The 7,652-nt window shown below is 61.1% G+C and carries 9 protein-coding genes and 1 tRNA gene; 6 read left to right on the top strand and 4 right to left on the bottom strand.

Annotated features, from left to right (window positions below; genetic code table 11):
* Positions 1–10 precede the first annotated feature (10 nt).
* Positions 11–96 (bottom strand) — tRNA-Tyr (locus VNZ65_RS24780).
* A gap of 169 nt (positions 97–265) precedes the next feature.
* Entirely contained in the window at positions 266–1,360 is a 1,095-nt protein-coding gene (locus tag VNZ65_RS24775) for a type 1 glutamine amidotransferase (RefSeq protein WP_325673875.1), read from the bottom strand.
* Between the two features lie 223 nt (positions 1,361–1,583).
* Between VNZ65_RS24775 and VNZ65_RS24770 the strand changes: the two genes are divergently transcribed.
* Genes VNZ65_RS24770 through arsC form a run of 3 tightly spaced genes read left to right on the top strand, consistent with a single transcriptional unit; the run spans position 1,584 to position 4,389 of the window.
* Positions 1,584–2,171, top strand: a complete 588-nt coding sequence (locus VNZ65_RS24770; protein ID WP_325673873.1) for an NAD(P)H-dependent oxidoreductase — start codon at positions 1,584–1,586, stop codon at positions 2,169–2,171.
* 16 nt (positions 2,172–2,187) lie between these two features.
* Positions 2,188–4,032: a glutathione-regulated potassium-efflux system protein KefC gene (gene kefC / locus VNZ65_RS24765; RefSeq protein ID WP_325673871.1), complete on the top strand. Its 1,845-nt coding sequence runs from the start codon at positions 2,188–2,190 to the stop codon at positions 4,030–4,032.
* Positions 4,033–4,389 (top strand): arsenate reductase (glutaredoxin), encoded by a 357-nt coding sequence (gene arsC / locus VNZ65_RS24760; protein ID WP_325673869.1) that lies wholly within the window; start codon positions 4,033–4,035, stop codon positions 4,387–4,389.
* 27 nt (positions 4,390–4,416) lie between these two features.
* Here the strand turns inward: arsC and VNZ65_RS24755 are convergent, their stop codons facing one another.
* Together VNZ65_RS24755 and VNZ65_RS24750 are read right to left on the bottom strand one after the other, a co-directional pair.
* Positions 4,417–4,611, bottom strand: a complete 195-nt coding sequence (locus VNZ65_RS24755) for a DUF2905 domain-containing protein (protein WP_098495065.1) — start codon at positions 4,609–4,611, stop codon at positions 4,417–4,419.
* A gap of 30 nt (positions 4,612–4,641) precedes the next feature.
* A complete protein-coding gene (locus VNZ65_RS24750) occupies positions 4,642–5,817 on the bottom strand; it encodes a class I SAM-dependent methyltransferase (protein WP_325673866.1) in 1,176 nt (391 codons plus the stop codon).
* A gap of 85 nt (positions 5,818–5,902) precedes the next feature.
* Between VNZ65_RS24750 and VNZ65_RS24745 the strand changes: the two genes are divergently transcribed.
* The 3 genes from VNZ65_RS24745 to ttcA all read left to right on the top strand — a co-directional run.
* Positions 5,903–6,652 carry an SDR family NAD(P)-dependent oxidoreductase gene (locus VNZ65_RS24745; protein ID WP_325673864.1) on the top strand — a complete coding sequence of 250 codons (750 nt, stop codon included), beginning with the start codon at positions 5,903–5,905 and terminating at the stop codon, positions 6,650–6,652.
* A gap of 7 nt (positions 6,653–6,659) precedes the next feature.
* Positions 6,660–7,058 (top strand): dihydroneopterin aldolase, encoded by a 399-nt coding sequence (locus VNZ65_RS24740; RefSeq protein ID WP_325673862.1) that lies wholly within the window; start codon positions 6,660–6,662, stop codon positions 7,056–7,058.
* Positions 7,059–7,122: 64 nt separating this feature from the next.
* Positions 7,123–7,652, top strand: a 530-nt coding sequence (gene ttcA, locus VNZ65_RS24735; RefSeq protein ID WP_325673860.1) for a tRNA 2-thiocytidine(32) synthetase TtcA, incomplete at its 3' end; no start/stop codon positions are given.

Here is a 7,652-nt window from a genome sequence, read left to right as displayed (position 1 = left end):
CTTCCCAAAATGGTGGAGAGGGCTGGATTCGAACCAGCGTACTCGTAAGAGGGCAGATTTACAGTCTGCTGCCATTAACCACTCGGCCACCTCTCCGCAGGGAACCCCAGATTATAGTAAAGCACCCTTTGAGTGTCAACTGTGGAAATCGATTTCTTCTAAATATTTCTTAGTTTTTTCAATTTCCCCGCCGCAATACCATCGGGCCTGGCCGGAATCGGGAAAAAGCGTATAAACACTTCACCGGCCAAGGCGCGAGATAATATCAGAAACGCGTCTCGCGTGCAGCTCTTAAAAATCCGTCGAGAATCGGGGTGCAATCCAGCAACTGCGGACCGCCGGCCCGATGGAATTCCGGATGCCACTGCAAACCCATGACAAAAGCTGCCTTGCGGTAACGAATTGCTTCGACAATATTATCGCTGCCGGAGATCGCTTCTATCGACAGGTCGCGTCCGAGGTCGCGCACCGCCTGGTGATGGATGGAGTTGACCACCCATTCGTTCTGCTCGCCGCCATGCGCGTTGAACAAAGTTGCCAAAGAGGAACCCGGCGGAAACTGGATCGCATGGTGCAAGCGGTCATACTCGTCGTTGACATGCTTGATCGAGGTCGGCACATCGGTGGCGATATCCTGGTACAAGGTGCCGCCGAAAGCCACGTTGATCAATTGGCAACCGCGGCAGATCCCCAGCACCGGCTTGCCGGCCTCGATGAATTCGTGCAGCAGCTCCAGTTCGTACATATCGCGCACGCGGTCGCCGCCCCACTCCGGCCGTGTCGCTGCCTGCGCATAACTCTGCGGCGAAACGTCGGCGCCGCCTTGCAGCACCAGGCCGTCGAGGTGCTTGGCATAGTCGCGCAAACGGATAGAGCTCGGATGCACCAGGCCGTTGGTGTTGACGGTAGGAATCATGAACACCAGCACATTGCGCGACATCACCCACTGCGCAATCGACTCTTCCAGGTATTGCAGGGTACGCCCGCGCAAGCCCTTGGCACCCTCTTCCGGATGGAAGATGCGCGCCGAGATGCCGATTTTCAGGGTGCGCTGCATCATGCGCCGACCGGCCTTGTCCGACAGCGCGCGGAAACGCGCCGCGATCAGCTTCCAGGTTTGCGGCCAGGGCGGGGAGCCGTCGTCGCCGGGACCGGCAGCCCTGAAAGCAGCTGCCGGCGGCGGCTGGGCCGCGGCAGCTTGCGGTTGGGGCGCCTCTTTGGCGGTTTCCGCTGCCGGCTCGACTCGGCCAGATTCGGCCGGCCCCGACTGAGGTGTTGCTGCCGGCAGGGGTTCGAACGTACCCTCCGGAACGGAATTGACAGGCTCGCTGGCCGGATCGCTCGGTTTGGTGTCGGACATATTTGTTAGGAATTGTCAGAAGTAAAAATGTTTGAGAAAGTACTGCTAGCATGTGGCTGCGCATGAAATACCGCAGCACTCTGTCACGCCGATCAAAAAACTGCTTGCCAAAGTATAGGCTCGATTAGCCTGTGAGCATGCTTTTCGCGATCAGTTCATCCAGAATCAGGCATTTGCCCAATATTTTCCTTTCGCTTTTGATTACCTACACAGCCTTGCCGACATGACCAAACCACCGCAAATACTGATCCTGTACGCGCATCCGACGCCGCACCATTCGCGCGTCAACCGCCGCCTGGCGCAGGCCGCCGCCAAGCTGCAAAACGTCAAGGTACACGACCTCTATGAGCTGTACCCTGATTTCCATATCCCGGTGCGGCGCGAGCAGGCGCTGCTGCAGGAGGCCGACCTGATCGTGTTCCAGCATCCGGTGCAGTGGTACAGCATGCCGGCGCTGTTGAAGCAATGGGTCGATTCGGTGTTCACCCCGGGCTGGGCCTATGGCCCCGGCGGCGATGCCCTGCGCGGCAAGGATTTCTGGCTGGTCGCCACCCTCGGCGGCTCGGAGCGCTCCTACCAGCCAGAAGGCCACAACCAGCGGCCGTTCTCCGCCTTCCTGCCGCCCTACCAGCAGACCGCCGAGCTATGCGGCATGCGCTGGCTGCCGCCGCACCTGCTGTTCGGCGCGCATCAGGTCAACCAGCAAGCCCTGGCGGCCTACATCGACACCTACAAGAAGCGCCTGGCGCGCTATCCCACCTGGCCGGAACTGCCGGCAGCCGGCACAACTGCGCCATTAACCAGTATCTAAGCGGTACCTGAACCTCATGGAACAAAGTCTCTTATTCAATGCATTGATCTACCTGGCGGCGGCAGTCGCCGCGGTGCCGATCGCCAAGCGCTTCGGCCTGGGCGCCGTGCTGGGCTACCTGCTGGCCGGGATGGCCATCGGCCCCTGGGGCTTGCGCCTGATCGACAATGTCGAAGACATCCTGCACTTCTCCGAATTCGGCGTGGTGCTGCTGCTGTTCATGATCGGCCTGGAACTCGAACCGAAGCGCCTGTGGTCGCTGCGGCGGTCGATTTTCGGCTGGGGCACCGCGCAAGTGGCGGCAGTATCGCTGGCGCTGTTCGGCGCCGCGGTGGTGGTCGGCGTCGACTGGAAAACCGCGCTGATCGCCGCCCTCGGCATGTCGCTCTCCTCTACCGCAATCGCGCTCGCCACCATCAACGAACGCAAGCTCAACGGCACCCCCGCCGGCCGCGCCGGCTTTGCCATCCTGCTGTTCCAGGATATCGCCGCGATTCCCATGATCGCCATCGTGCCGCTGCTCGGCGTCGCTGCCGCCCATGGCAGCGGCGAGGGCTGGATCGGCGGCCTCAAAGTGGTGGCGGTGATCGCCACCCTGATCGTCGGCGGCCGCTACCTGGTGCGGCCGCTGATGCGCATGATCGCCCGCACCGGACTGCGGGAAATCTTTACCGCCTTCGCCTTGTTGCTGGTGATCGCCATCGGCTTGCTGATGGAATCGGTCGGCATGTCGATGGCCTTGGGCAGCTTCCTGGCCGGCGTCCTGCTGGCCGATTCAGAGTACCGCCATGCGCTGGAAACCGACCTGGAGCCTTTCAAGGGCTTGCTGCTGGGGCTATTCTTCATTGCGGTCGGCATGTCGGTGGACTTCGGCCTGCTGCTCAGCCATCCTTGGCTGATCCTGGGACTGGTGGCGGGTTTCCTGGCGATCAAGCTGACCGTCCTGTACCTGCTCAGCAAAGTGTTCCGCATCGCCCGCGCCCAGCAATTCCTGTTCGCCGCGCTGCTGTCGCAAGGCGGCGAATTCGCCTTCGTGGTATTCGGCGCGGCCGCCACCGCCCGCGTCTTTTCCGAAGAAACCTCTTCCATCCTGGTGGTGGTGGTGGCCTTGTCGATGGTGACCACGCCGCTGTTGCTGGTGCTGTACGACAAAGTCATTGCACCGTATTTCCTGAAACTGCAAAAACGTCCGGACGACGCCATCGACGACAATGAAAACCCGGTCATCATCGCCGGCTTCGGCCGCTTCGGCCAGATCATCGGCCGCCTGCTGCACGCCAACAAGATCGGCCTGACCGTGCTCGATCACGATCCGGACCAGATCGAGCTGTTGCGCAAATTCGGCTTCAAGGTGTTCTACGGCGACGCCACCCGCATCGACCTGATGCACGCCGCCGGCATCGCCAAGGCACGCCTGCTGGTGGTGGCGCTGGACGATATCGAAGGCAGCCTGAAGCTGGTGGCGGCGGTGCGGCACGAGTTTCCCGACCTGCAGATCATCGCCCGCGCCCGCAACGTCACCCATTACTTCGATTTGATGGACCTGGGCGTCACCGTGATCGAACGCGAAACCTTCGAATCGGCCTTGCTGCTCGGACGCGAAGCCCTGCGCAAGCTCGGTTTCGGCGCCTACCGGGCGCGCCAGGCGGCAATGAAATTCCGCGCCCACAACCTGCAAACCCTGTACGACATGTATCCACATCAGAAAGACCAGCAGCAGATTGTCTCGATCGCCAAGCAGGCGCGCGAAGAACTGGAAGAAATGTTTGCGCACGACCGCATCCTGCGCGAGGACATGCCCGCCAGCGGCTGGGACGATGAAGTCGTACCGCTGGATGAGACTACACAGGAATCTAAATAAATGATCACGATCTATCACAACCCGCGCTGCTCGAAATCGCGCGAAGCCCTGGCCATGGCGGAACAATTCAGCCATGAAAAGAAGCTGGCGCTGGAAGTCATCGACTATCAGAAGACGCCGCTGACGCTGGCGCAGCTGCAGGATCTGCATCGAACCCTTGGCGCTCCGGTAAGCGCCATGCTGCGCGACAACGAGCCGGAGTATGCCGAACTCAGCCTGGCGCAGGCCGACGACGCTGCCTTGCTGGCAGCCCTGGCGGCGCATCCGAAACTGCTGCAGCGGCCTATCGTGGTTTACCGCAAGCGCGCGGTGATTGCACGGCCGCCGCAATTGCTCGACCAGCTATTCGGGAATTGAACGTAGGGTGGACACATCGTGCCCACCCTACAATATCCGCACCAGCAGGAAGATCACGGTCGACAGCAGGATGGTCGAGGCGAACGGCAGCGAGAAATTCTTGCCGAACAGGGTAAAGCGCACATCGCCGGGCAGGCGCCCGAGGCCGAGTTTTTCCAGCCAGGGCAAGGCGCTGGAAAAGACAATCACGGCAACGAAAATCACCAGCATCCAGCGGATCATGCGGCGCTTTCAAGAAATAAAATCATGGGGCTACAGGCGGTGGCTGCGGTCATGGCGGCTAAAACGCCCGGGCAATTCAAGCCCGACGCCAACCGCCAGCACCTTGAACAGCTCGCCCATTTCGGCCGGCGACACCAGCTTTTGCATGGCGTTGGCCTGCGGCAGATACTGTAATGCATTCTCCGGCGGCGTGCGCAGCAACAGCTGGCCGATCCCGGCTTCCAGCAAAAAGGCAGCCTGGCTGGTGTAGCCCAGCAGATCCAGGCCGGAATCCAGCGCCGCCCTGGCCATGGCGGTGAAATCGACGTGCGCGGTCACATCCTGCAAACCCGGCAGATAGAAGGGATCGGGATGGGCATGATGGCGGTAATGGCACATCAGCGTGCCCTGGTCGCGCTGCTGCAGATAATATTCCGCCGCCGGGAAACCGTAGTCGAGGAAAATGCCGACGCCGCACTGGCCTGCTTTCAGCATTGCCGCCAGCGAATGCATGAAGCCGATGGCAACCGGATGCACCTCGGTCAGGTGACCGGGAACCAGCGTATCGGCATCGGGAATCTGCGTGATCAGGGCCGGATCGGCCGGCCGGTCGATGTAGACAAATTGATCATTCTCGCCAACGAGACCAACCCCGCGCTGCAGCCAGCCCTGGCCTTGTTCGCCCAGCAGCACCAGTTCCACCGGCATGGCATCCAGGACTTCGTTGCCCAGCACCACGCCGGAAAATGCCGCGGGCAGGCGGTCCAGCCACTGCACCTGCGGAAAATCGCGCAGCTTCAGCTGCTGGCGCGCGCGCAGTTCAGCGGACAGTTCGACGATGTAATAGGCCTGCAAAGGCTGCGCCGCAGCGCCGCCGGCGGCCAGTTCGCTCAGGATATCGAAGGCCAGCTGGCCGCTGCCGGCGCCGAATTCGAGGATCTGCGGCTTGAGCGCAGGCGATGAAGCCAGCAACTCTGTTGTCAATTGCGCCAAAGTTGCGCCAAAAAGCGGCGTAATCTCGGGCGCGGTTGTAAAATCACCGTCTTTGCCCAATTTTGCCGCGCCGCCGCTGTAATAACCGAGGTCCGGCGCGTACAGCAGCAGTTCCATATAGCGTGCGAACGAAATCCAGCCCTGCTGCAGGCGGATTTCAGTGGCGATCAGATTGTGTAACAGGCGCGATGCGCGCTGTGCTTCGACCGAAGCTTCAGGTAATTGCAGTTGCATGGCGCTATTGTAGGAGATAACGCCCGCCCTCTGCGCAAATCCGGCCGGTTCCAGCAAAAGTAGTCCCTTAATCCAGTTTGTCATTATGCCAACCATAATAACCGCCGATCATGCCGTAGCCCTTGTCACCGATGCCGCCAGCACGCTCGGCCGCGCCATCGCGCTGGCGCTGGCGCGGCAAGGGTGGCAACTGGCGCTGCACTATCAGGAAGACCTTGCGCCGGCGGCACTGACGGTGCTGCTGCAGGAATGCCAGGCGCTGGGCGTCAAGGCAAGCGCAATACGCTGCCGCCTGAGTGACGAAACAGACATCGGCAGCTTGTTGCCGGCGGTCGCCGCAACGCTGGGCGAAGTCCGTTGCCTGATCAACAACGCCAGCCATGTCGAGCACGATACGGCGGCGGCATTTTCTCCGGCCGGGCTGGCGCGCCACATGCAAAGCAACCTGGCGGCGCCGCTGCAGCTGACGCAGGAGCTGTATGTTTCCATCTGCAAGACGCCGGGTACGCAGGCAGTGGTGATCAATCTGCTGGACCAGAAACTGTTCAATCCGCAGCCGGATTATTTATCCTATACTTTGTCCAAAGCCGCGCTGCACAGCGCCACCACCTTGCTTGCGCAAGCCCTGGCGCCGCAGTTGCGGGTAGTCGGCATTGCGCCGTCGCGGCCGGCCACCGATCCGGCCGCGCTGGACGACATTGCGGCGGCAGTCTGTTTTGCCGCCGCATCGTCCGCCATTACCGGCAGCACGCTGCTGGTCGATGGCGGCCAACATTTGCATCCTCATCCACGGGACCAAAGCACCGCTTCCGGCCCGCTGTTCCACCCTCACTGAAAAAGCCATGCTCTCCGCACTCATCCATCCCGACCTTAGCGATTGCCGTCGCCTGTTCCTGCGCGACTACGAAGTGCAGATCAATATCGGCGTCTATGAATCTGAAAAGCTAGGCACGCAGCGCGCGCTGATCAATGTCGACCTGTTCGTGCCGCTGGCTTTGTCGACCCCGACCAAAGACCATATGGATGACGTGCTGGATTACAATTTCATGCGCAATACCGTGGCCAAGCGCATGGCGCAGGGCCATATCCATCTGCAGGAAACCCTGTGCGACGACCTCGTCAGCGCACTGCTGCTGCATCCGCGCGTACGTGCGGTACGGGTTTCCACGGAAAAGCCGGACGCCTATCCCGATTGCCGTTCAGTCGGCGTCGAAGTATTCCGCATCAAGCCGAAAACTTGAGCTGCACAACTCAACGCAGCAGCGCCATGAATCATCTATTCATCCATAGAAGCAGGAAGTCCATATGCAAGACCAGTTATCCGCAGTAAGCCAGCCCTTGCCGGCGCACGACGCCGCCGGCGCGGTCAGCCACAAGAGCGCTGAAAAGATCGCCCACGAAAACAACAAGCTGCACAAGCGCTTGTGCCGCCAGGTCGGCCAGGCCATCGGCGATTTCAACATGATTGAAGACGGCGACAAGGTGATGGTCTGCCTGTCCGGCGGCAAGGACAGTTACGCCCTGCTGGACATCCTGATGACCTTGCGCGAACGGGCGCCGATCAATTTCGAGATCGTCGCCGTCAACCTCGACCAGAAGCAGCCGAACTTCCCCGACCACATCCTGCCGGCCTACCTGGACAAGCTGGGCGTCGCCTATCACATCGAAAACCAGGATACCTACAGCATCGTCAAGCGCCTGATCCCGGAAGGCAAGACCACCTGCTCGCTCTGTTCGCGCCTGCGGCGCGGCATCCTGTACCGCGTCGCCACAGAACTGGGCGCGACCAAGGTCGCCCTCGGCCACCACCGCGACGACATCATGGAAACCTTCTT

The sequence above is a fragment of the Collimonas sp. genome (assembly GCF_035566555.1).
In the GTDB taxonomy this organism is placed as follows: Bacteria; Pseudomonadota; Gammaproteobacteria; order Burkholderiales; family Burkholderiaceae_D; genus Collimonas.
The sequence above is the reverse complement of the archived record's forward strand: the minus strand, read 5'-3'. Positions and strand labels throughout refer to the sequence as shown.